Raw genomic sequence first — 23,540 nt, 5'->3', positions numbered from 1 at the left:
AAATTGTTAATTACATTTAATTTATAGGTCAAAGTTATGTTTGGTAAATGAAGATTAAATGAAGTTTTGGTCCTTCTGAAAAAATTAACTTTTAATTAAGTTTTGACTCATTTGAAAATAACAAAATAAAAGTAGTTCCAACTTTGATTTCTGATTTTAACTCAATAACAATATGGTGAAATTGCGCAATACTTTCGGCAATTGCAAGCCCCAACCCCTGCCCTTCCTGATCTGAACTTACTCTGGCAAATCGCTTAAAAACGTTCTTTTGTTGTTTTTCGCTCAATCCAATTCCAGTATCCGAAATCGACAAAAAATAATTACCATTCAAAAAACCGTCTTTGATTTCTATTGTCCCCAAAGGATTATTATACTTTATTGCATTGACAATCAAATTATAAAACAAAATATGCATCAGGGTTTTATTTCCTTTAAAACTAAAATGATGTTGCAAATTTTTGTAAAAAGACAACTCTTTATCTTCAATTCGATCCTGCAAATCGGCAACCAAATCAGTGATTATCTCATCAAAATCTATAACTTCATTTGCTGCGTATTGATTGTTTTCAATTTTTGAAATCAACAATAAATTCGCAATTACTTTTTTCAGCAAGTCTAGCGTTCCGAGCGCTCCCACTATTTTGTCCACAGCATCGTCATCCAAGGATTCATTTTGAAGCAGATTTTCGAATTTATTTTTCAGTAGCGCAATAGGAGTCAACAATTCATGAGAAACATTGGCTATAAACTGTTTTTCTTTTTTAAACAATTCAGTGATTCTATCCATCATTTGATTAAGAACAGTATCCAATTCCTGAAAATCAGTAGAATTTGACTGTATCGGAGTGTGATCAAAAGCCTCGGGTTCGTTTACGTGACGGATTTTTTTATCAATTATTCTATAAAAAGGTTTTAATAAATATTCGATATAAAATGTATCAGCAATGAAGGTAATCAGAACAATTATGATTAAAACAATTATGAAAAAAATCCTAATTACAAAGGTAAGATCTTTGATTTCGCTCAAACTATTACCAATTTCCAAAAGATAATTCGTGTTTTCGTACTTAAAATAATATTGAAGAATTCTATAATCATTGCGTTCTTCTTCGATTATTCTTGGTTCGGTAATAAAAACCGTTTGATTTATTTTACTATTAGAAGGCAATCTGGAAAGCAAAAGAAACTCACTGTGTAAAGTCGAAAAACTAGAATAAGTCTCAGACGTATCTTTTCGGACAATAAAATCATTTATTTCTTCCTTATCCAAATGCACAATAAATTTTTGTTTTTTCTCCAACAAACTTTTATTGATATGATTATAAACCACTTTTTCGACCAAAACAGGAAGCATCATCCATAAAACCATTATCAGCAACAAACGCGACAACGCATTAAAAATAGAAAGCTGATGTTTAATTTTCATAATCTGAATGTTTATGGTTTGTTGTTTAGGCTTTAAAAAAAATGTAATTAGGCTTTTCTATTTTTTGTCTATTAGCAAAGAACGACAAACAATAAACTATAAACAACAAACCCAATCACACATTTATCCTATACCCCACATTCCGTACCGTTTCAAACCATTCAATCGGGGAATGTTTATCCAATTTTTTTCTAAGATTCCGAACATGTACATCTATAAAATTAGAATCAGAATTAACTTCGAGGATATCACCCCAAATATGTTCGGTCAATTGCAAACGAGTAATTACCCGATTTTTATTCAAAACCAAATACTGAAAAATATCAAACTCTTTTTTGGTTAGATTAATGGCAGTCTCTTTATAACTCACTTTATAATCTTGCAATTGAAGACTAAAACCGTGAACATCAAGCTGATTAACCGTATACCCATGCATTCTGCGGATAATGGCAAACAAGCGCGCTCCCAATTCGGTCAAAGCAAACGGTTTTGTCAGATAATCATCAGCCCCAAGCTGCAATCCATTTATCCTGTCTTCTAGTTCTCCTTGCGCAGTGATGATGATTACCGCAACTTTTGATTCTGTTTTTCGAATGCTTTTTAAAACATCAAAACCACTTCCGTCAGGCAAGCCCAAATCCAAAAGCAATATATCATAATCGTTGCTATTGACTTCCTCCAGCGCTTCCTCACAATTCTTCGAAATTTTACAGATATAACCATTTCCAGAAAGATATTCTCTCACCTCCAAGGCCAATTCCGGATTATCTTCAACAATAAGAATCTTCATAGTTCATTTCAATTTAAAAACATATTCACTCATAAAATTTCGACCTCTCTAAAATACAAAAAAGTCAGCAAATTTCTCTACTGACTTCCACAAATCAATCTTTTTGTTTTGTCTACATTATTACTCTTACACAAACAAAACAAAAAAATCAATTGTTATTTCGCATTAGCACTTGGGGCTTGGGGTGTTGCAGTTTTTTGTTCTTTTTTGGCTTTATTGTGTTTGTGGTGTTTTCTCATTGTAACTTCTTTAGCCGAAGTTGCTTTTTCTCCTTTTGCAGGAAATGCATGAACCATAACGCCTGTACCTAAAACTGCTACTAATAACATCAATAAATTTCTCATGACTTTTAAAATTTTGAATTAATAATAAGTTATTTAATTAGTTCAAATGTATAACCACAAAATGAAGACAAAATGAAGATTTACGGCTCCACAAAAGTTTAACTTTCCCTTAACGGACATAGACTTTCCTGATTATTTTTAGGAGCAGAAACATTTGGCTTTTTAGGAGAGATGGTTCCCGCTGTCCACTGTATCTGTGGCCCCGAACCCCGGGACCACAGGATGCCGTTCCCATCGGGGCTAAAGAGAAACATTCTACTTTTTTAGAAACATCTATTTCAGTAACGAATTCTCCTCTTAGTTTGTCATTCCCCTCTTTCTAAGAGGGGTGGCTGCAAGCCGGGGTGTTCTGCACTATACTATTTACCACCCCGCCCTTCGGGCACCCCTCCAGAGGAGGGGAATATCAAAACTGCATAAAACCCTCAAACAAACTTCAACTCCTTCGTTTATAAATTTCATACACAAATTCATTTTTAAAAGGCAATTGCCTATTTTTACAGACTAATTATTTCAATATGTCTGCTCAAAAACGACTTTTTCTACTCGACGCTTACGCGCTTATCTTTCGTGGTTATTTTGCCTTTATAAAAAACCCAAGAATCAATTCCAAAGGAATGGACACATCGGCCATTATGGGATTTATGAATGCATTAATGGATGTAATCAAAAGAGAAAAACCCGACCATCTTGCAGTAGCTTTCGACAAAGGCGGAAGCACGTATCGCTACGAAATGTATCAGGAATACAAAGCACACCGCGATGAAACCCCCGAAGCCATAAAAATTGCCGTTCCTTATATTCAGGAATTATTAAAAGCAATGCACATTCCGATTATTGAGGTTCCGGGATTTGAAGCCGACGACTTGATTGGAACTTTGGCAAAACAAGCCGAAAAAGAAGATTTCAAAGTCTTTATGGTAACTCCTGATAAAGATTTTGCCCAATTAGTTTCAGAGAATATTTTTATGTACAAACCCGCAAGAATGGGGAACGACATCGAAATATGGGGAATCCCAGAGGTTTTAGAAAAATTCGAAATAGAACGTCCCGAACAAGTAATAGATTACCTTGGAATGATGGGCGATGCCGCCGATAATATTCCTGGATTACCTGGAGTTGGCGAAAAAACAGCCAAAAAATTACTCAAGGAATTTGGGTCAATGGAAAACCTTTTGGCAAACACCCACCAATTAAAAGGCGCCATAAAAGACAAAATTGAAGCCAATGCAGACAAAGGTATTTTGTCCAAAAAACTAGCCGCTATCCTACTCGATTGTCCGGTTCAGTTTAATGCTGCCGACTACGAATTATCAAAACCCGATGTCGAAAAAACAGACGAATTATTTCAGGAACTGGAATTCCGTCAAATGAAAACGCAGTTTGACAAATTCTTTGGAACCGGAAAAGAATATGACGAAATAGACACTAATGGTAATGGAAATATCAATGGCAATGACAATATCAATGGCAATGACAATATCAATGACAATGAAAAAATAGTTAAAAAAGTTTCCGCTAAAAAATCCAACGAAGACCAATTTGATTTATTCGGTTTTTCCGATGAAGAAACCGGCGAGGTAAAATCAAATTCGCATTACGCGACTTTAGAAAATACCGAACATTTTTATCAAAGTATTCAAGGTGATTTTGCCGTAAAATTACTTTTGCAAAATTTACTTCAACAAACTTCGGTTTGTTTCGACACCGAAACTACCGGAATTGATGCTTTGAACGCTGAACTTGTTGGAATGTCATTCTCGTATGAAAAAGGAAAAGCATTTTATGTTCCGTTTCCTGAAAATCAGGTAGAAGCACAAGCTTTGGCGGACAAATTCAAACCTTTCTTTGAAAATGAAAACATCGAAAAAATTGGTCAAAACGTAAAATACGATTTAAAAATTCTTTCGAATTATGGTGTTCAAATAAAAGGGAAATTGTTTGACACGATGATTGCGCATTATCTAATCAATCCCGATATGCGCCACAATATGGACGTTTTATCGGAAACCTATTTGAAATATTCACCAAAATCCATAGAAGATTTAATTGGCAAAAAAGGAAAAGGTCAAAAATCAATGCGTGAAGTCGCCTTGGAAGACATCAAAGAATACGCCGCCGAAGATGCCGACATTACCTTTCAATTAAAGCAAAATTTTAGCCCGATTCTCGACAAAGCCGAAACCAAAAAATTATTCGAGGAAATCGAAATCCCGTTAATCCCGGTTTTGGCCGCAATGGAATTGGAAGGGATCAATCTCGACGTTCCCTTTTTAAAATCGATGTCTGTTGAAATGGCTGCCGAAAGCAATGCATTGGAACAAAAAATATATGAAACTGCTGGTGAGAAATTCAATTTGGCTTCCCCAAAACAGTTGGGCGATATTTTATTCGAAAAATTAAAAATTGGCGGAGCCAAACAAAAGAAAACCAAAACCGGTCAATATGCCACTGGCGAAGAGGTTTTATCCTATCTGGCCAATGACAACGAAATTGTTCGTGACATTCTCGAATGGCGTCAAATGGTCAAACTGCAAAGTACTTATATCGATGCACTTCCCACACAAGTTGACTCCAAAACAGGTCGCGTTCACACCGATTATATGCAAACCGTTGCTGCAACGGGACGTTTGAGTTCGAACAATCCGAACTTGCAAAACATCCCAATCCGTACCGAAAGAGGACGATTAATCCGAAAAGCTTTTGTTGCCCGTGACGAAAATTACACTTTGGTTTCTGCGGATTATTCGCAAATAGAATTGCGTATTATCGCTGCTTTATCTGGAGAAGAAAACATGATTAAAGCCTTCCAAAACAAAGAAGACATTCACAGAAGTACTGCTGCAAAAGTTTTCCATATTGGATTAGATGAAGTAACAAAAGAACAACGAAGCAACGCCAAAACGGTGAACTTCGGAATTATATATGGTGTTTCGGCATTTGGATTGAGTAACCAAACCTCGCTTTCGCGAAAAGAAAGTGCGGAGTTGATTGATGCTTATTACACAACTTACCCGAAATTAAAATCATACATGTCTAATCAAGTGGATTTTGCCCGAAAACATGGTTACGTACAGACTATTTCCGGAAGAAGACGTTATTTGAAAGATATCAATTCGGCGAATGCCGTTGTCCGTGGTGCAGCAGAACGAAATGCTGTAAACGCTCCAATTCAAGGAAGCGCCGCCGACATCATCAAAATTGCGATGATTAATATCCACAAAAAATTAACGACTGAAAACTGGAAATCTAAAATGTTGCTTCAGGTTCATGATGAGCTTGTGTTTGATGTCCACAATTCGGAACTCGAAAAAATCAAACCGATGATTAAATACGAAATGGAAAACGCCTTCAAAATGGATGTTCCATTGGATGTTGAAATAGGTTCAGGAAAAGACTGGCTGGAAGCACATTGATTTTAGATTTCAGTCATAATATGGGATAGCTTAGAAATTTTATTTTTCAAGAATTCCTAATTAAAACTTTTTATTTTCTCGCTAAGTCGCAAAGACGCAAAGGAATAGGTTTGAAACTTTGCGTCTTTGCGTCTTTGCGAGAACTTTTTTTAGAAAACGACATTGCGTGACATTTAGATTTCACCACCTATTCCGTAACAAAACCCGAAGGCAATGCCAATAATTGATATTGAATGGTTTTTGCTAGACGATAATCACCAAGTGCATTGGGATGTAGTCTATCGGTATCTTTGTTTGCAAAATATTGCGATTGTTCATCCGCCATTGGAAACAGACCACTTGTAGAATAGAGGTCAATCAACGGAACCGCCCAATAGGAAGCCGCCTTTTTCAAAACATCAACATAGGAATCAATATACAAACCCTCTCCATTAGCATAGTTTTCGTCAGGTTGTACATTCTTCTCGTTAAACTTAGCGTAACCCCTGTGAATAGGTGTCATAATAACAATTTGCTGTTGCGGAAAATTATTCTTCAGGTAAGACATCGCTTTATTAATACGTCCACAAAAGGTTGAATCATTCAGGTTTGGAGTCCTGTATTTACGAGTCACCACATTTCCGTTAAAGTTGGTTTGTTTTGTCACTTCGCTAAAAAAATCACCTAATGAAACATTGTGGTTATAGTCATTTGTACCTGCAAAAATCAGTATGACGTCAACATTCGTTCCTTTTTCATCATGCAGTTTCAGAGATTGTTTATAAATATCATTCCACTGATTTCCGCTGATGCCATATACAGAAGGCTCTATTCCCATCAATTCATTTAGATATTCCCAATACACACAAGTAGTTCCAACACGACGTTTATCCGTCATCGAATCCCCAAGAAAAGCCACCCGTTTTCCTTTCCATTGTGAGTTTAGTGTTTTTTCATTGTCTGTTACTTTTACTTTTGGAACAATCTGCTGTGCAAATCCATTAAACCCAATTGTCAACAAAAAGATACTTGCTCTTACGATTATATGCTTCATATTTTTAATTTATGCTTTGTTTTATTTTTCCCTTTGCCATTTTATAAACTCTTAATATATATGATAAATACCTCTACATATTTTTTCAAATATAGAAAACAATAGAAACTTGCTCATTGCAAATTGGGCATTTTTTCTTTTTTATTCTTCGTACGACAAAAAGCCATCAAATAATCATTATTTACAATCCTACCCAAAACATAATGATACTTTTAAAGAAAAGTTTCATTTAAAAAAAAACGCATAAAGTTTAAGACTAATTTATTATCTTTAATCACCTGATTTTTAAACCATTTATTAACTAAAGAATCTTATTATGAAAAAAACGATCAAAACGATTATTTTGTTTTTTGTATTTTTTATTGGAGTAGGCACTTATGCCGTTAATGCACAAAACCCTCCTGCACACGCAAAAGCGTATGGAGTTAAGAAAAAATACAGATACTATCCGGAAGCCAATGTGTATTTTGACCCTGTGGTAAAAAGATACACTTACCTACGAGGAGCCACTTGGACAACCGTTGTCACTTTACCTACATCCATTAGACTAGTTGGAAGTTACAATGATTTTGATTTTGAAGGAGACAACCCATGGAAAGATAATTCTGTACACAAAACAAAATACAAACCTGGAAAATCAGTTTCTCACGGAGATGTGAAAAAAATCGAAAAAGAGTACGAATCGGATTCACATAAAGACAAAGACGATAAAGACAATGGAAATAAGGGCAATGGAAAAAAGAACAAATAATAATTCCAAAACCCCATTAGCATAAAAATAAAAAAGGCAATCAAGTTTTTAGTTTTGATTGCCTTTTTTTATGATTAATTTCTACTTGGTAGACTCTCTTTCTTTTAGTTGTGTTTTGATGATAACGGTTTCATAAGGTTTGTGCTCATCTTTTGATTCCAATCTGTCGATCAGCAATTTTACAGCAACTTCTCCAATTTCAATACCGTGCTGACTCACAGTTGTCAAACTAGGAGATAATCGTCTGGAAGCAAGAATTCCATCAGCGAAACCAATTATTTTAAGATCTCTTGGTATCTTATATCCTTTTTTCACTCCGATTTTTAATGCTGCAACCGAATCATTTTCGTCTAGGGCAAAAACTCCATCAACAAGATTATTCGAATACAAGTCATTAATTTTCTCAGCAAAATCCATTTCTGAGTCACTTCTTATAATAATATTCTCATTTACGGGTATATTATTATCTTTCAGTGCTTTTAAATATCCTTCGGCTCTTAATTTTCCAACACTCAGATTATCTGCAGATGAAATCAAAGCAATATTTTTACATCCTAGATCTATTAAATGTTGTGTAGCATCATGTCCAGAATCAAAATCATCAACAATCACTTTGTCACATTCTACTTCATCGGTGGTTCTGTCAAACATTACAATTGGAGTTCCCTCATTGATAATTTCTTTCAAATGGTTGTATTCCTGCTGTTTCTGAGCCTCTTCAGAAATTGACAAAACAAATCCGTCAATAGTTCCGTTGCTCAACATTTCGAGTGTATGAGCTTCTTTTTCCAAAGACTCATTCGAAATACACATAATTACATTATAACCATTCTCATCTGCCACCTTTTCTATACCGCTGAAAACTTTTGCGAAAAATGAATTCAATATATTAGGGATGATGACTCCAATAGTTTTTGTTTTACGGTTTTTAAGATTCAAACCGATAACATTGGGCTTGTAATTTTTTAATTTGGCGTATTCTTTTATTCTGTTTTTTGTTTGTTCGCTAATCTCAGGGCTGTCATTAAGCGCTTTGGAAACAGTCGATACCGATACATCAAGTTCTCTTGCAATTTGTTTTAATGTAGCTTTTGCTTTCATTGGAAATAAGGTATTTAAGTACTGTACGTTCTTAGTAAGAACAAAATAACAAAGAATTAATCAAAACTCGCTGTTATTTAATAAATATTTAAAATTTGACAGACTATTGATAAGATAAAAACGAAAATTACAAAAAAATACAATATCAAAAAAAAATATTCCGGGAAAATATTTCACCAAATAAATCTCACAGCAAATATACATTTGATAATCAGCATAAAGCCCTCAAAAAAATATTCAAATAAGCTATTTGGATTTAAAATAATTAATTGTACTTTTGCAACCCCTTTATTGGGGATGGAATGTTTAATTAAAATATATTATTGTGAACGCATTAAGCTACAAGACAATTTCAGCAACAAAAGCCAATTCTACAAAAGAATGGATTGTTGTAGACGCTGATGGTCATAACTTAGGTCGTCTTGCTTCAAAAGTCGCTATGATTTTGAGAGGTAAATACAAGCCAAGTTACACACCACACGTAGACTGTGGAGATAACGTAATTGTTATCAACTCAGAAAAAATCAACCTTACAGGTAACAAATTGGATGAAAAAACATACATCCGTCACACTGGTTACCCTGGAGGACAAAGAAGTTTAACTGCTAAAGTTATGCAAGCTAAAAACCCTGCATTATTAGTAGAGAAAGCCGTAAAAGGAATGTTACCTAAAAACAAATTAGGAGCTGAACTTTTTAGAAATTTAAATGTTGTTGTAGGATCTGAGCATAAACACGGAGCTCAAAAACCTAGAACTGTTAACCTAAACGATCTTAAGTAATGGGAGTTATTCACAAAATCGGTAGAAGAAAAACCGCTGTTGCACGTGTTTATGTTTCTGAAGGAACTGGAGTAATCACTGTAAACAAAAAACCATTCGCAACTTATTTCCCAACTGCAACTTTACAATACAAAGTTTTGCAACCACTGTCTATGACAGAAAATGCATCAAACTTTGACGTAAAAGTAAACGTTTACGGAGGTGGTTCTAATGGTCAAGCAGAAGCTGTAAGAATGGCATTGGCACGCGTAATGTGTGAAGTAGGTGCTGAAAACAGATCTATCTTGAAACCAGAAGGTTTATTAACAAGAGACCCAAGAATGGTTGAACGTAAGAAATTCGGTCAGAAGAAAGCTCGTAAGAGATTCCAATTCTCTAAACGTTAATATTACCTGTCTTGTATCATTTATACAAGACTTTGGAGAATGTATTAAAAATTTTAAAACAATGTTGTTGTTGTCCAGCCGAGGTTGGAGATTAGTTTAGCATCTAAATGAAACCGAGATTGAAAGATTAAAAGATTGAATAATTAAAAGATTTCAACTGAAATTTTTAAATCTTTGAATTTTTAAATCATTAAATCCAAAACGGGACATTGCTAATTCAACAGAACGTAAACTAGTACAAAAATGTCAAACAAAGTAGAAGTAAAAGAATTACTAGAAGCAGGTGTTCATTTCGGACACATGACTAGAAAATGGGATCCAAACATGGCTCCTTACATTTATATGGAGCGTAATGGTATTCACATTATCAATCTATATAAAACTGCAGCAAAAATAGAAGAGGCAAATGAAGCTTTGAAAAAAATCGCTGCATCAGGTAGAAAAATTTTATTCGTAGCTACCAAAAAACAAGCTAAAGACATCGTTGCTGACAAAGCAAAAGCTGCAAACATGCCTTACATCACTGAAAGATGGCCAGGTGGAATGCTTACTAACTTCGTAACTATCAGAAAGGCAGTTAAAAAAATGTCTTCTATTGATAAAATGAAGAAAGATGGTACATTCAACACTCTTTCTAAGAAAGAAAAATTGCAAATCGATCGTCTTCGTGCTAAATTAGAGAAAAACTTAGGTTCAATCGCAGATATGTCTAGACTTCCTGCCGCATTGTTCGTAGTAGATATCAAAGCTGAACACATCGCAATAAAAGAAGCTCAAAAATTAAACATTCCAGTTTTCGCAATGGTTGATACCAATTCTGATCCACGTGAAGTAGATTATGTTATCCCTGCAAATGATGATGCTTCTAAATCAATTGAGAAAATTTTATCTTTAGTAACTACTTCTATCATTGATGGTCTTGCAAACAGAACTTCTGATAAAGAAGCTGATGCTACTGAAGTTGTTGCTGAAGCTGAAGCTCCAGCTGTTGAAGCTGAAGAAGCTCCTGCAACTGAAGAATAAATCAAAAACAATTACGAATTATGAATTTAGAATTATGTGAATTTTGCGTAATTCGTAATTTGTAATTCGTAATTTCTTTTAAAAGAATTTTCAATCTTTAAAATAAAAAAAATATGGCAACAATTACTGCTGCAGACGTAAATAAATTAAGACAAACTACAGGTGCCGGAATGATGGACTGTAAAAAAGCTTTAGTTGAAGCTGATGGAGATTTCGATAAAGCTATACAAAACCTTAGAGAAAAAGGACAAAAAGTTGCCGCTAACCGTTCTGACCGTGAGTCTTCTGAAGGAGCTGCTGTTTCTTTTGTTAATGCTGACAAAACTAAAGGAGCTATCATCACTTTAAACTGCGAAACAGATTTCGTAGGTAAAAATGAGTCTTTCGTAACTTTGGCTAAAAATTTAGCTGAAAGAGCTATCAACTTCTCTTCTAAAGAAGAATTCTTAGCTTCAGATTTCAACGGAATTACTGTTGCTGAAAAATTAATCGAGCAAACTGGCGTTATCGGTGAGAAAATCGAAATCGGCGGTTTTGAAATCTTAGAAGGTGCTTTCGTTGGATCTTATGTTCACGTTAACAAAATTGCTGCATTAACTGCAATTTCTGCTCCAATTGCTAATGGTGACGTTTTAACTAAAGATATCTCTATGCAAGTTGCTTCTATGGGAGCTGACACATTATCTTACAAAGATTTTGATCCTGCTTTCGTTGCTTCTGAACTTGCAGCTCGTATTGCTGTAATCGAAAAAGAAAATGAAGAGGCAAAACGTTTAGGAAAAACTTTAAAAAATGTTCCTAAATATATTTCTTTCTCTCAATTAACTGAAGAAGTTTTAAAACAAGCTGAAGAAGATGCTAAAGCTGAATTAAAAGCTGAAGGTAAACCAGAACAAATTTGGGATAAAATTCTTCCAGGAAAAGTTCAACGTTTCATCTCTGACAATACTACTTTGGACCAAGAGAAAGCATTATTGGATCAAAACTTCATCAAAGATGACAGTAAAAAAGTTGGTGATTACGTTAAAGGATTCAACGTTGAAATTACAGGTTTCAAAAGAGTTACTTTAGGATAATCTGATTTAGCTTAAAAGACAGAGATTTCTATTTTTAGAATCTCTCCACATATTAAATCCCATTTCGAATGAAATGGGATTTTTTTGTACAACCACTCAATCACAAAAAAACTAGAGAGCTATTCCATGTTTGACATAAATCAAACAAATAATTCTTTTGACTGAACTGAAACTATTTGCATTTCGCCTTCAAATACCGAATTATTTAAGTTTTTTCTTTTATTTAAACTAAAATTTAAGACACGCTCCTATTATTCGAATTAACTTCAACAGAAACCATTGCAAAACCTTCTTTTTCAATCATTTTAGAAAGTCTAAAAACAAGCAATGTTCCAATTATTCCAAGCCCAGCCATAAACAACCAATTGGAATCATAACCCAAATGCTGAATGATTTCCATTCCAGTTTTGGCACTCAAAATATGTGCAAAACTATAACTCATCGTAAAAGCCGCCATATATTTTCCTTCCTGCTTATGCGACCTATCCATTGCAAATGAATTCGCAAAAGGGAACGTCAACATTACTCCACAGGTCATAAAAAGCATCATAGGAACCAAAACAGCTTCAAAAGGAAGCAAAAGCAAAACGAAACTCAAGGCCATAAACAATAATCCTAAAGAAATTACTTTATGATTATTGATTTTATTTTTACCAACATAATTCACAATTGGTAACTCAAAGAGCAAAATAAGCAACCCATTCAAACTCAAAAGCAAACCGCTATCAAATTCGGTCATATTGAATCTCACTTTATGATACAAAGGCAAGGTTGTAAAAATCTGGAAAAACAAAATTCCTGTTATCAGACATATACCCAAATGTAGCATAAAAGGCCTGTCTTTCACGACAGAAACCTTCTTAAATTCTTTCTCCTGTTTACTGATTAGGATTGGCATTTTCTTTTCTTTCACAAAAATCACAAAAACAATAATTGCTAATATGCAGGTAATTCCATCAACATAAAAAATATACTCATATCCCATTTGCATAATAATCAAACCACCAAGAACGGGTCCAAAAAGAAATCCTAGATTAATCGCAGCACGAGTTAATGAATAGGCTCTTGCCCTATCCTCTTTTTTTGTAACTGTCTTGAGACAGACCAGCATAGCCGGCCTAAACATATCAGCGATACTTGTCAGCACAAGTATTCCGACACAAAGCTGCTCAAAAGTTGTCGCATATTGCAGCAAAATAAACACAATCCCGCTAGCAAACAAACTAAAAACCATCACTTTGTAAAAGCCTATTTTATCTGATAATTTTCCACTGAGCCACGTTCCTATCATAGAACCAATTCCGAAGAAAACCATTACCCAGCCAATTTGACTGTAACTGAATTTTAAATCTTCTTTCATGTACTTGGACAAGAAAGGAATCACCATTGTCCCAGCTCTGTTTATGAAAGTAATTAATGTGAGAATCCAGATTTCCCTGGGAAAATCATTAAAGTTTTCGAAGTACTTTTTAATCATAGGTTAAATTTTTTGGGGGAAAAAATTTTAAATTTTAACAAAAATAGTTTTTTTTTTAATCCATCAATATCAAATAGTTAAAAAACATATCTATTTGATAACATTTTAAAAACAATTTTGATTTAAAAAAAAGTTATTTAAAAAAAACATGAAAAAAAAGGAATTTATATATTTTTAATATAGATTTGCAAAAAGCATGAACCCCCAAATCAAAACAATATGAAAGAAAAAATCTACTATTTATTATTATGCCTAATTCTTACCTATTCGGCTCAGGCACAACTTTATGGAGGAATTGAAATAGGAAGTAAAGGTATAAAAATGACCGTTCTTCAGGTTGAAAGCATTAGACGAAACACATATGATGTTAAAGAATTTTGGACTGAAAATGTAGGAATTGCTGCTGGTATTGGTATAGACGGAACACTTTTAAAAGAAGACATTGACAAAGCTGGCACTGTAGTTCTCAACAACTACAAAAAAATGCTTAATGAATACAAGATTGAAGACAAAAACATTTTTATAGTTGGATCTTCTGGAGTAGGTTTGGCCACAAACACCAGTGACTTAGTAGCAAAAATAAAAGAGCTAACCAATAAAAAAATCGAAATCATATCTTCATCTCTTGAAGCTAAATTACTTTTGAGAGGTTGTATTCCACCAAAAAACTATTTGAATTCTGTAATTATTGACATAGGAGGTGGAAACACAAAAGGCGGTTATGCCAAAGACATCAACGACTCTTCGGTATTTTTCCCGATTTCATGTGATCTTGGAACAGTGACTTTAACAGAAATCATCAACAAAAAGTGTAAACAAAAAACAGTTTTTGAATTCAATGAAAATTTATTTGATTACTTACCTACCATAAGAGAAAGTTTCAAAAAAATGTACACTAGCAGACCTGAATCACAGGACAAAAGCAACATCTACATCTCTGGTGGTGCCGCTTGGGCTTTTTACACTTTACTAAATGGTACAAAAGCCGAAGAGAACTTTACTCAAGTTCAATACGATGACATCCTGGCCATAAGAACTATTGCCGAGAATAATTACCAAAGATTTGTTACCAATTCTGAAAGCAATCCTGAAATCAAAAAGGTATTGAATACATACCAACAAAAATCGTTAATAGCCGCTTTCAACCTTTTGGAAACTTCTCTTGAAGTTGTTCCTAACATACAAAACAAAAAGATTTTCTTTGCAAAACAAGGACAAATTGCTTGGCTAGTAAGTTATGTATTTGACAATGCCAAAGGAGTAAAACAAATATACTAGAACAAAACATCAGACGAATCATATAAAAAATCAAATCCCATTCATTAAATGTTTGGGATTTTATTTGTTTTTAACCAATCTGTTTCTTAAGAGGATTAAAAAAGTTAAATTTGGAGAAAAAAGAATCAAAAAGATAATCATGAAGAATTTCAAGATACTATTTTTATACCTATTTCTTGCCTCACTAGTTAGCTGTGGACGAAATGAACCCGAAGAAAAAGACACAGACTTCCCAGAGGCTTCGAGCGCTACACCCAGCAATACAAATACAAACACAGAAGCAACACACGCAACACTATCTGACACAACAACTACAACCAAAAACACAATCACAAATTCCGATTCCGGACTAGAAGCTGCCATACAGCGACAAATGCCAAACGCCAAAACTCCAAAATACGAAAACCCTCAAAATATAAATCTCAGCCAAACACAAACCAATCAAACTGTTCCTCCAAAAGTTTCAAATACAGACTTCACCCCAAACTCTCCTTTGCGTATCTTATTAAAAAATGCCGAAGTAGGAAAATCATATTCTAAAAATGAACTGATAGAAAAATATAAGTTCCCAAAAGAAGCCGTTGATTTGATAAAAAAAGTAACCTGCGTAGGACCAAATAAATTATATTTTAATTGGGGTTCTACTTGGCTCGTCGAAAAAGTTTCGGATGCCGAATTCCAAAACGACACTATGATTTTTAGTTTCAAAAAAAACAAAACCTATGTTACCGGAGGTGCAATCGGCATCAAATACAACAAGAAAATATACACCGAATTGATTCTTAACAACGGGTCGGCCTATATCCCTACGGTAAAAGGCTACCACTGGGAAATAAACAAATAATGGAAAAAGTAAGATGCGGCTGGTGCAATTCTAGCGAATTATACCAAAAATACCATGACGAAGAATGGGGCGTTCCCGTTTATGATGATCCTAAACTTTTTGAATTCCTATTACTCGAAACTTTTCAGGCTGGTTTAAGTTGGATAACTATTTTAAACAAAAGAGAAAATTTCAGAACTGCCTTTGATAATTTCGACTATAAAAAAATAGCTCAATATTCTGAAGATAAAATTCAGGAATTGCTTGAAAATCCAGGAATCATCCGCAACAAACTCAAAGTCAATTCTGCTGTTTCCAATGCGCAGGCCTTTATAAAAATACAGGAAGAATTTGGAAGCTTTTCCAAATACATTTGGGGGTTCGTAGATGGAAAACCCATTATAAATAATAGAAAAAACCTTAGCGAAGTTCAAGCCTCCACTCCCCTTTCTGATACCATTAGCAAAGATTTAAAAAAACGCGGATTCAAGTTTGTTGGCTCCACAGTCGTTTACGCACACATGCAAGCCACCGGAATGGTCAATGATCATGTGGAAGACTGCTGGAAAAGAAATTAGACCGCAGAAAATAGATTTCAGAAAACAGTCTTCTCCATAAATATCACAAAAACCCTTAATTTTCAGCGAGTTTTAAACTTTAAAAACTTTAAACTTTAAAACTTTTTTATTTACATTTGCTCCACACTTTAGGGGTGTCTACAAAATGTAGGCTGAGATTTTACCCTCGAACCTGATCTAGTTCATACTAGCGTAGGAAAAAGTAAGATGACTTCTTTCGCATTTTTATATGCCGCTGCAGCCATTCCTAAAGTATAACTATATACTAAATTCAAAAAGGAATGGAGCTAAAAATCAACAATCAAACCAAACAATTTACCGAAGACAGTCTAACTGTCCAAGCTCTTCTTGACTTGGAAATTCCCGGAAAACAAAACGGAATCGCCCTTGCCATAAACAACACCGTTGTTCCAAAATCCAATTGGAACTCCCATCTCATAAAAGAAACCGACGACATTTTAATCATATCCGCCACACAAGGCGGTTAAAACAATTTAAAGATTAAAAGATTTAAGAATTTAATGATTCGAATCTTTTCAATCTTTCAATCTTTCAATCTTTCAATAAAAAAAAAAAAAATGAACAACGAAGAAAAAATATCCAGACAACCTTTTACCAATTCCACCAAAGTCTATATCGATGGCGAAATTCACCCAATAAAAGTGGCAATGCGTGAAATTCATCTATCAGACACCAAACTTTCCAAAGGAGACGTCGAAAAAAATCCTCCCGTAACAGTTTACGACACATCTGGGCCATACACCGATCCTAATATCGAAATCGATGTTCGAAAAGGTTTGCCTCGAATTCGCGAACAATGGATTCTCGACCGCAACGATGTAGAAGAACTCAACGAAATAACATCAAACTACGGAAAAGAACGCCTCGCAGACGAAAAACTAAATCACCTTCGATTTGAGTACTTACACAAACCGATGCGTGCCAAAAAAGGAGCTAATGTTTCGCAATTATATTATGCAAAAAAGGGCATTATCACCCCCGAAATGGAATACATTGCCATTCGTGAAAACCAACGCATCGAACAATTGGAAAATGCAACGAAAGCGATGCAATGTCAGCATTCCGGTCACAGTTTTGGCGCCAATACACCAAAGTCGAAAATAACTCCAGAATTTGTTCGTAGTGAAGTCGCAGCAGGACGTGCCATTATCCCAAACAACATCAACCATCCCGAAAGCGAGCCTATGATTGTAGGACGTAATTTTTTAGTAAAAATAAATGCCAACATTGGGAATAGCGCGGTGACTTCAAGCATCGAAGAAGAAGTAGAAAAAGCCGTTTGGGCATGCCGTTGGGGAGCTGATACTATCATGGATTTATCCACTGGCAAAAACATTCACGAAACAAGAGAATGGATTATCCGAAATTCTCCCGTCCCGATTGGAACCGTTCCTATTTACCAAGCTTTGGAAAAAGTAAACGGAATCGCCGAGGATTTAACTTGGGAAGTTTTCCGAGACACTTTAATAGAACAGGCAGAACAAGGAGTTTCTTATTTTACCATTCACGCCGGAGTTTTATTGCGCTACATACATTTGACCGCCAACCGCGTTACTGGAATTGTTTCCCGCGGAGGTTCAATTATGGCGAAATGGTGTTTGTTTCACCACAAAGAAAACTTCCTATACACCCACTTCGAAGAAATTTGCGAAATCATGAAACAATATGATGTTGCATTTTCATTGGGAGACGGATTACGTCCCGGCTCAATTGCCGATGCCAATGACGCAGCACAATTCGCTGAACTGGAAACCCTCGGTGAACTGACAAAAATAGCTTGGAAACACGATGTTCAAGTGTTTATAGAAGGCCCTGGACACGTGCCAATGCACATGATTAAAGAGAATATGGACAAACAATTGGAACATTGTCACGAAGCACCGTTTTATACTTTAGGCCCTCTTACTACAGATATTGCCCCGGGTTACGACCACATTACTTCTGCTATTGGAGCTGCGATGATTGGGTGGTATGGATGTGCGATGCTGTGCTATGTTACGCCAAAAGAACACCTTGGTTTACCAAACAAAAAAGACGTAAAAGACGGTGTTATCACTTATAAAATTGCCGCACACGCCGCCGATTTAGCCAAAGGTCATCCCGGAGCACAATACCGTGACAATGCCTTGAGCAAAGCCCGTTTTGAATTTCGCTGGGAAGATCAGTTTAACTTGTCATTAGATCCTGATACTGCCCGTGAATTTCACGATGAAACCTTACCCGCTGATGGTGCCAAAGTTGCTCATTTCTGTTCAATGTGCGGACCAAAATTCTGTTCGATGAAAATCTCTCAAGAAATTCGTGATGTCGCCGATGCCGAAAAAGGAATGGCAGCCAAATCGGAGGAGTTTATCGAGCAAGGAAAGGAGATTTATAGCTAAGAAAGAGAATAGAAAATAGATATGATTGTCATTACCAATCCTTTTTCGGTAAAAGATGAAATAGACATTCTTCATACTTTATTTGAAGAAGGTTTGGAATTGCTTCATATTCGGAAACCTGATTTTTCGGAAGGCGAAATGAAATCTTTTTTGTCTGAAATAAAATCGGATTGGAGACAGCGATTGGTTTTGCACAGTCATCATCAATTGGCAGAAGATTTTGGAATTAACCGAATTCATTTTACAGAAAAAAACAGAGAAATCAATATACCTAACAGGTTTTCAAAACCTGTTAGGTCTCCGTTTACAGCGTCAACTTCAACACATTCAATTGAAGATTTCAACGCTTTGGACACTTTTTTCGATTATGCTTTTTTAAGTCCTGTTTTTCCAAGTATTTCCAAAGAAAATTATCAGTCGGAAACAGATTTATTTGAAGCGATAAAAAAGAGAAAAAATTTCAAAACAAAACTCATTGCCTTGGGTGGAATCGAAGCTAATAATCTAAAATATGTTCTTGAAACGGGCTTTAACAATGTAGCCCTTTTGGGAACCATTTGGAAAACAAATAAACCTATAGAAAATTTTAAATTATGTCAAAAAATCGTCCTTTCGTATTAACAATTGCGGGCTTTGATCCTTCGGCAGGCGCAGGAGTTTTGGCAGACATCAAAACTTTTGAACAACACAGGGTACAAGGTTTTGCAATCAATACTGGCAACACCATTCAAACAGAAAATGAGTTCTTTGAAATGCAATGGACTGATGTCAATTTTGTTTTAAAATCAATAGCTGTTTTATTGAAAAATTACAACATTGAAGCCATAAAAATAGGTATTGTTCCTTCTTTGGATTATCTGAAAGAAATTGTTTTTGCAATTAAAAAAAAATCGTCAAATACTAAAATAATATGGGATACCGTTTTAAAATCTTCAACCGAATTTAATTTTTTGGATATCAAAAATCAAAAGCTTTTAAATGAAATTTTGACCAAAATAGATTTGATTACACCCAATTACAACGAAATGCAAAAAATATTTCCGGGTTTTAATTTGAATTCCAATATCATTCCTTCAGAGGTTCGGGGGCTTTTACTAAAAGGCGGTCACAATCCAAACGAAATTGGAGTTGATTATTTACACACTCCGAATAACACTTACAAATTAGTACCAACAAACAAAGATTGTTATGAAAAACATGGCTCAGGCTGTGTATTATCAGCGGCCATTACGGCTAATATCGCTTTAGGACATGAACTAAAAACAGCTTGTCAAAAAGCAAAAACATATACTGAAAACTATTTATTATCAAACCCAACTAAACTAGGATTCCATTATGTATAACAGATTACAATACATCTCACAGGGAGAAAGCGTCGAAGAACAATTGTATAATATCCATCAGGCTCTGGACAATGGATGTGATTGGATTCAAATGCGTTTCAAACACCAAAAACCCAAAAAAACTTTTGCTTTGGCGGAAGCCATAAAATTTTTGTGTGAAGAATACCTCGCTAATTTTATCATCAATGACAATGTTCATTTGGCCAAACAAATCAATGCAGACGGTGTGCATCTTGGCCTTTCGGATATGGTAGTTACTGAAGCAAGAGCAATTTTAGGCAGAACAAAAATCATTGGAGCCACAGCAAATACTTTTGAAGATATAATCCATCAAACAGAAAATGGTTGTGATTATATAGGTTTAGGGCCTTTTCAATTCACAAAAACCAAAAGCAAACTTAGTCCAATTCTGGGACTGGAAGGCTATCGTTCCATAATCGCACAAATGAAACAAGCTCAAATTGAAACACCTGTCTATGCAATTGGCGGAATTACTTTGGGAGATGTCAATGCGCTGATGAATACTGGGATTCACGGTATTGCAGTTTCGGGAATTATTACCAAAAGTGATGATAAATTAGAAATCATCACACAACTTAACGAAAAATTATATGGGAACATCATTGTTTAAAATTGGAGACAAAACACTCGAATCACGTTTGTTTTTGGGAACCGGAAAGTTTGGTTCCAATCAACAAATGGAGGAAGCTATTTTGGCCTCAGGAAGCGAATTGGTTACTGTGGCACTGAAAAGAATTGATTTGGAAACCGAAACTGATGCAATTTTGACTCATTTACAACATCCAAAAATCAATTTATTACCGAATACATCTGGCGCAAGAAATGCCAAAGAAGCCGTTTTTGCCGCACAATTGGCTCGCGAAGCATTAGAAACCAATTGGGTGAAACTCGAAATTCATCCCGACCCGAAATACTTAATGCCGGATCCCATCGAAACCCTGAAAGCCACAGAAGAACTGGCAAAATTAGGGTTTATCGTTCTGCCTTACATACATGCCGATCCTGTTTTATGCAAACGCCTGGAAGATGCAGGAACATCAGCCGTTATGCCCTTGGGTTCACCTATTGGGAGTAACAAAGGATTAAAAACCATTGATTTTCTGGAAATCATCATCGAGCAAAGTAAAGTTCCTGTAATCATTGACGCAGGAATTGGCGCTCCATCCGATGCTGCAAGAGCAATGGAATTGGGTGCAGATGCAGTTTTGGTAAACACCGCCATCGCTGTAGCCGGAAATCCAAAATTGATGGCAGAAGCTTTTAAAGAAGCCGTTATTGCCGGAAGAAAAGCTTACGAAGCGAAACTGGCTCAAAAGGTAAATCTAGCGGTTGCTTCAAGTCCTTTGACGGCGTTTTTGTATGAGTAATATTTATTTAACCGCAAGGTTCACAAAGAAAAAACGCAAAGCCCGCAAAGCTTAGCGAACTTAACTTTAGATTCACGATATAAAACTTTGCGAACCTTGCGGTAAAAAAACAAAAAAATGAACACATTCAAATCGGTTTTTGAAAAATACGACTGGAATAGCATCCAAGCCAAAATATACCAGACTTCCACAAAAGAAGTGGAACAGGCATTGGCAAAAAGCAAAAGAAACCTAGATGATTTCTTAGCTTTGATTTCGCCGACGGCCGCAAATTATTTGGAACAAATGGCACAAGAATGCCATAAATTGACAAAAAAACGCTTTGGCAAAACCATCCAAATGTATGCTCCTCTCTATTTAAGCAATGAATGTCAAAATATTTGTACGTATTGCGGATTCAGCCTCGACAACAAAATCAAGCGCAAAACATTAACTGATTCCGAAATAAAACAGGAAGTCGAAGCCCTGAAAACTGCCGGTTTTGACCATGTATTATTGGTTACTGGAGAAGCCAATTACACTGTAAATATCAATTATTTTCTAAATGCGATTGAGCAAATAAAACAACAATTCTCCACTATTTCGGTAGAAGTACAGCCGCTTTCTACCGAAGAATACCAAAAGTTGCACGAAGCCGGAGTATATTCTGTTTTGGTGTATCAGGAAACGTATCATCAGGAAGTGTATAAAAAATACCATACCAAAGGCAAAAAGTCCAATTTTGATTTTCGTTTGGAAACCCCAGACCGAATTGGGAAAGCGGGAATTCACAAGATTGGACTTGGCGTGTTATTGGGTTTGGAAGATTGGCGAACAGACAGTTTTTTCAATGCGCTGCATTTGGATTATTTGCAAAAAACCTATTGGCAAACCAAATATTCGGTTTCTTTCCCAAGATTGCGCCCCGCCGAAGGAATCATCGAACCCAATTTTATAATGGATGATAAAGATTTAACGCAATTGATTTGCGCCTATCGTTTATGGAATGAAGATTTGGAGATTTCCATTTCGACCCGTGAAAACGAAAAATTCAGAAACAACATTATCCCAATTGGCACTACGAGCATGAGTGCAGGTTCTAAAACCAATCCCGGTGGTTATGTTGTAGATCCGCAATCTTTGGAGCAATTTGAGATTAGCGATGAACGCTCAGCTCAAGAAATTGCACAAATAATTAGTGATAAAGGGTATGAACCCGTTTGGAAAGATTGGGACAAAAGTTATGATGGCAGATTTATGATTAACGATTTTTGATTTCAGATTTATAGGCAAAACCTTTAATTATTCTTTAATCTAACTCGAACAACAGCAAAACTGATAGATTTCTTTTCAATCTAAAATCAAAAATCGTTAATCAAAAATCTAAAACCCAATGAGCATTATCAAAGAATTTCTTCGCTACAACAGACAAACAATTCTTCCTGAAATAGGTGATGAAGGACAGGAAAAACTCAAAAAAGCAAAAGTTTTGGTCATTGGTGCCGGAGGTTTGGGCTGCCCTATTTTGCAATACATTGCGACCGCTGGAGTGGGAACCATTGGCATAGTAGATTTTGATAAAATCGAAATTCACAATTTGCACCGTCAAATTTTATATACAGAAGACCAAATCGGATTACCTAAAGCCGTAACGGCAAAAGCAACTATCGAGAAACTTAATCCGCTAATTCGGGTTCTGGCTTTTGAAGAAAAACTAACCATTGAGAATGCCGAATCAATTATTAAAGATTTTGATATAATTGTTGATGGCTGTGACAATTTTGCAACGCGTTATTTGGTCAACGACACTTGCGTAAACTTGCGCAAACCGTTAATCTATGGCAGTATTTTGGGATTTGAAGGACAATTGGCTGTTTTCAATCATAGCGGAAGTAAAAATCTACGTGATTTATTTCCGGAACCACCCAACCCGAAAGATGTCCCGAATTGCAGTTTGAATGGTGTACTGGGAACTTTACCGGGAATGATTGGAACAATGATGGCTCACGAGACCTTGAAACTGATAATGGGTTTACCGACGTTAAAAAACGAATTGGTTTTGTATAAAACTTTGGATTGGAGTTTTACAAAGCTGACTTTTTAAATTTTTACCATATAAGTTTTCGTTTTATTTAAGTCTAGCTT

General features: G+C 35.4%; 23 protein-coding genes and 1 riboswitch. Of the genes, 17 read left to right on the top strand and 6 right to left on the bottom strand.

All coding sequences use genetic code 11. The features are described from left to right. Positions 1–91: 91 nt before the first annotated feature. The 3 genes from EM308_RS06245 to EM308_RS06235 all read right to left on the bottom strand — a co-directional run bounded on the left by EM308_RS06245 (position 92) and on the right by EM308_RS06235 (position 2,560). Entirely contained in the window at positions 92–1,426 is a 1,335-nt protein-coding gene (locus tag EM308_RS06245; protein ID WP_231559973.1) for a sensor histidine kinase, read from the bottom strand. 115 nt (positions 1,427–1,541) lie between these two features. Continuing rightward, entirely contained in the window at positions 1,542–2,216 is a 675-nt protein-coding gene (locus EM308_RS06240) for a response regulator transcription factor (protein WP_035633585.1), read from the bottom strand. Between the two features lie 155 nt (positions 2,217–2,371). Then, positions 2,372–2,560: a hypothetical protein gene (locus tag EM308_RS06235; protein ID WP_035633583.1), complete on the bottom strand. Its 189-nt coding sequence runs from the start codon at positions 2,558–2,560 to the stop codon at positions 2,372–2,374. 518 nt (positions 2,561–3,078) lie between these two features. On the opposite strand from EM308_RS06235, the gene polA reads away from it, so the two are divergent. Further along, on the top strand, positions 3,079–5,976 hold the full coding sequence (gene polA, locus EM308_RS06230) for a DNA polymerase I (protein ID WP_035633580.1): 2,898 nt from the start codon (positions 3,079–3,081) through the stop codon (positions 5,974–5,976). A 187-nt stretch (positions 5,977–6,163) separates the two neighbouring features. Here polA and EM308_RS06225 read toward each other — a convergent pair whose 3' ends face one another. Then, a complete protein-coding gene (locus tag EM308_RS06225) occupies positions 6,164–7,009 on the bottom strand; it encodes an SGNH/GDSL hydrolase family protein (protein ID WP_035635085.1) in 846 nt (281 codons plus the stop codon). A gap of 316 nt (positions 7,010–7,325) precedes the next feature. Here EM308_RS06225 and EM308_RS06220 point away from each other — a divergent pair, with 316 nt between their 5' ends. After that, entirely contained in the window at positions 7,326–7,760 is a 435-nt protein-coding gene (locus EM308_RS06220) for a hypothetical protein (RefSeq protein ID WP_035635088.1), read from the top strand. A gap of 81 nt (positions 7,761–7,841) precedes the next feature. On the opposite strand, the gene EM308_RS06215 is transcribed toward EM308_RS06220, so the two are convergent. Continuing rightward, on the bottom strand, positions 7,842–8,861 hold the full coding sequence (locus EM308_RS06215; protein ID WP_035635089.1) for a LacI family DNA-binding transcriptional regulator: 1,020 nt from the start codon (positions 8,859–8,861) through the stop codon (positions 7,842–7,844). 325 nt (positions 8,862–9,186) lie between these two features. Between EM308_RS06215 and rplM the strand changes: the two genes are divergently transcribed. From rplM to tsf, 4 genes are all read left to right on the top strand, one after another. Next, on the top strand, positions 9,187–9,642 hold the full coding sequence (rplM, locus tag EM308_RS06210) for a 50S ribosomal protein L13 (RefSeq protein WP_035635092.1): 456 nt from the start codon (positions 9,187–9,189) through the stop codon (positions 9,640–9,642). Beyond that, positions 9,642–10,028: a 30S ribosomal protein S9 gene (gene rpsI, locus EM308_RS06205; protein ID WP_035635095.1), complete on the top strand. Its 387-nt coding sequence runs from the start codon at positions 9,642–9,644 to the stop codon at positions 10,026–10,028. Before rplM ends, rpsI begins: the two co-directional genes overlap by 1 nt. 243 nt (positions 10,029–10,271) lie before the next feature. Next, positions 10,272–11,051, top strand: a complete 780-nt coding sequence (gene rpsB, locus EM308_RS06200) for a 30S ribosomal protein S2 (RefSeq protein ID WP_035635097.1) — start codon at positions 10,272–10,274, stop codon at positions 11,049–11,051. A gap of 113 nt (positions 11,052–11,164) precedes the next feature. Continuing rightward, entirely contained in the window at positions 11,165–12,127 is a 963-nt protein-coding gene (tsf, locus tag EM308_RS06195) for a translation elongation factor Ts (RefSeq protein ID WP_035635102.1), read from the top strand. Between the two features lie 235 nt (positions 12,128–12,362). On the opposite strand, the gene EM308_RS06190 is transcribed toward tsf, so the two are convergent. Continuing rightward, complete coding sequence (locus EM308_RS06190) at positions 12,363–13,604, bottom strand: MFS transporter (RefSeq protein ID WP_035635105.1); 1,242 nt, start codon at positions 13,602–13,604, stop codon at positions 12,363–12,365. Between the two features lie 219 nt (positions 13,605–13,823). On the opposite strand from EM308_RS06190, the gene EM308_RS06185 reads away from it, so the two are divergent. The 11 genes from EM308_RS06185 (at position 13,824) to EM308_RS06135 (ending at position 23,499) form a co-directional block, all read left to right on the top strand. Beyond that, on the top strand, positions 13,824–14,882 hold the full coding sequence (locus EM308_RS06185; protein WP_035635109.1) for a Ppx/GppA phosphatase family protein: 1,059 nt from the start codon (positions 13,824–13,826) through the stop codon (positions 14,880–14,882). 139 nt (positions 14,883–15,021) lie between these two features. Then, the gene (locus EM308_RS06180) at positions 15,022–15,726 is read left to right on the top strand and encodes a hypothetical protein (RefSeq protein WP_035635111.1); all 705 of its coding nucleotides are present in this window, start codon (positions 15,022–15,024) and stop codon (positions 15,724–15,726) included. Continuing rightward, entirely contained in the window at positions 15,726–16,283 is a 558-nt protein-coding gene (locus EM308_RS06175; protein WP_035635113.1) for a DNA-3-methyladenine glycosylase I, read from the top strand. Before EM308_RS06180 ends, EM308_RS06175 begins: the two co-directional genes overlap by 1 nt. A gap of 120 nt (positions 16,284–16,403) precedes the next feature. Further along, positions 16,404–16,499: riboswitch (TPP riboswitch) on the top strand. 65 nt (positions 16,500–16,564) lie between these two features. Then, the gene (thiS, locus tag EM308_RS06170; RefSeq protein WP_035635115.1) at positions 16,565–16,771 is read left to right on the top strand and encodes a sulfur carrier protein ThiS; all 207 of its coding nucleotides are present in this window, start codon (positions 16,565–16,567) and stop codon (positions 16,769–16,771) included. A gap of 90 nt (positions 16,772–16,861) precedes the next feature. Continuing rightward, positions 16,862–18,685 (top strand): phosphomethylpyrimidine synthase ThiC, encoded by a 1,824-nt coding sequence (thiC, locus tag EM308_RS06165; RefSeq protein ID WP_035635152.1) that lies wholly within the window; start codon positions 16,862–16,864, stop codon positions 18,683–18,685. 21 nt (positions 18,686–18,706) lie between these two features. Then, a complete protein-coding gene (locus EM308_RS06160) occupies positions 18,707–19,306 on the top strand; it encodes a thiamine phosphate synthase (RefSeq protein ID WP_035635117.1) in 600 nt (199 codons plus the stop codon). Beyond that, positions 19,279–20,028, top strand: a complete 750-nt coding sequence (locus EM308_RS06155) for a hydroxymethylpyrimidine/phosphomethylpyrimidine kinase (RefSeq protein WP_035635119.1) — start codon at positions 19,279–19,281, stop codon at positions 20,026–20,028. The genes EM308_RS06160 and EM308_RS06155 overlap by 28 nt, the downstream gene beginning before the upstream one ends. After that, positions 20,021–20,659, top strand: coding sequence for a thiamine phosphate synthase (locus tag EM308_RS06150; protein ID WP_035635120.1), 639 nt, complete (start codon positions 20,021–20,023; stop codon positions 20,657–20,659). The genes EM308_RS06155 and EM308_RS06150 overlap by 8 nt, the downstream gene beginning before the upstream one ends. After that, complete coding sequence (locus EM308_RS06145) at positions 20,640–21,416, top strand: thiazole synthase (protein WP_035635123.1); 777 nt, start codon at positions 20,640–20,642, stop codon at positions 21,414–21,416. The genes EM308_RS06150 and EM308_RS06145 overlap by 20 nt, the downstream gene beginning before the upstream one ends. A 117-nt stretch (positions 21,417–21,533) precedes the next feature. Further along, complete coding sequence (gene thiH / locus EM308_RS06140) at positions 21,534–22,670, top strand: 2-iminoacetate synthase ThiH (RefSeq protein ID WP_035635126.1); 1,137 nt, start codon at positions 21,534–21,536, stop codon at positions 22,668–22,670. Between the two features lie 118 nt (positions 22,671–22,788). Continuing rightward, complete coding sequence (locus EM308_RS06135) at positions 22,789–23,499, top strand: HesA/MoeB/ThiF family protein (protein ID WP_035635128.1); 711 nt, start codon at positions 22,789–22,791, stop codon at positions 23,497–23,499. Positions 23,500–23,540: the final 41 nt, after the last annotated feature.

Origin of the sequence: Flavobacterium gilvum (genome assembly GCF_001761465.1) — a bacterium.
Lineage (GTDB): Bacteria > Bacteroidota > Bacteroidia > Flavobacteriales > Flavobacteriaceae > Flavobacterium > Flavobacterium gilvum.
This window is presented reverse-complemented; position numbering and strand designations above follow the sequence as displayed.